General features: G+C 76.2%; 1 protein-coding gene. It reads right to left on the bottom strand.

All coding sequences use genetic code 11. The features are described 5' to 3' along the window. Positions 1–265, bottom strand: a 265-nt coding sequence (locus B2869_RS14700; RefSeq protein WP_292768104.1) for a hypothetical protein, incomplete at both ends; no start/stop codon positions are given.

Below are 265 nucleotides of genomic sequence, written 5' to 3'. Positions count from 1 at the left end.
GGACAGCGCCCGACCGGACAGCGCCCGACCGGGCCCGGCACCTACCGCGACGACCGCGGCGGCGACCGCCCCCGGTTCGACCGTGACGACCGTGCGCGTCGCGATGACCGCGGCGCCGGCACCCAGCGTCAGGGCTTCCGTGACAACGACCACCGCGATGGTGGGCGTCCGGGTCGCGACGACCGGCGTGGTGCCGAGCGTCCCCGGTTCGACCGTGACCGTGGCACCGAGCGTGCCCGGTTCGACCGTGACGACCGTCCGCGTC

The sequence above is a fragment of the Microbacterium sp. UBA3486 genome (assembly GCF_002377845.1).
Lineage (GTDB): Bacteria > Actinomycetota > Actinomycetes > Actinomycetales > Microbacteriaceae > Microbacterium > Microbacterium maritypicum_A.
Note: the sequence above shows the minus strand (reverse complement) of the source record. Positions and strands in the feature narration are given on the sequence as shown.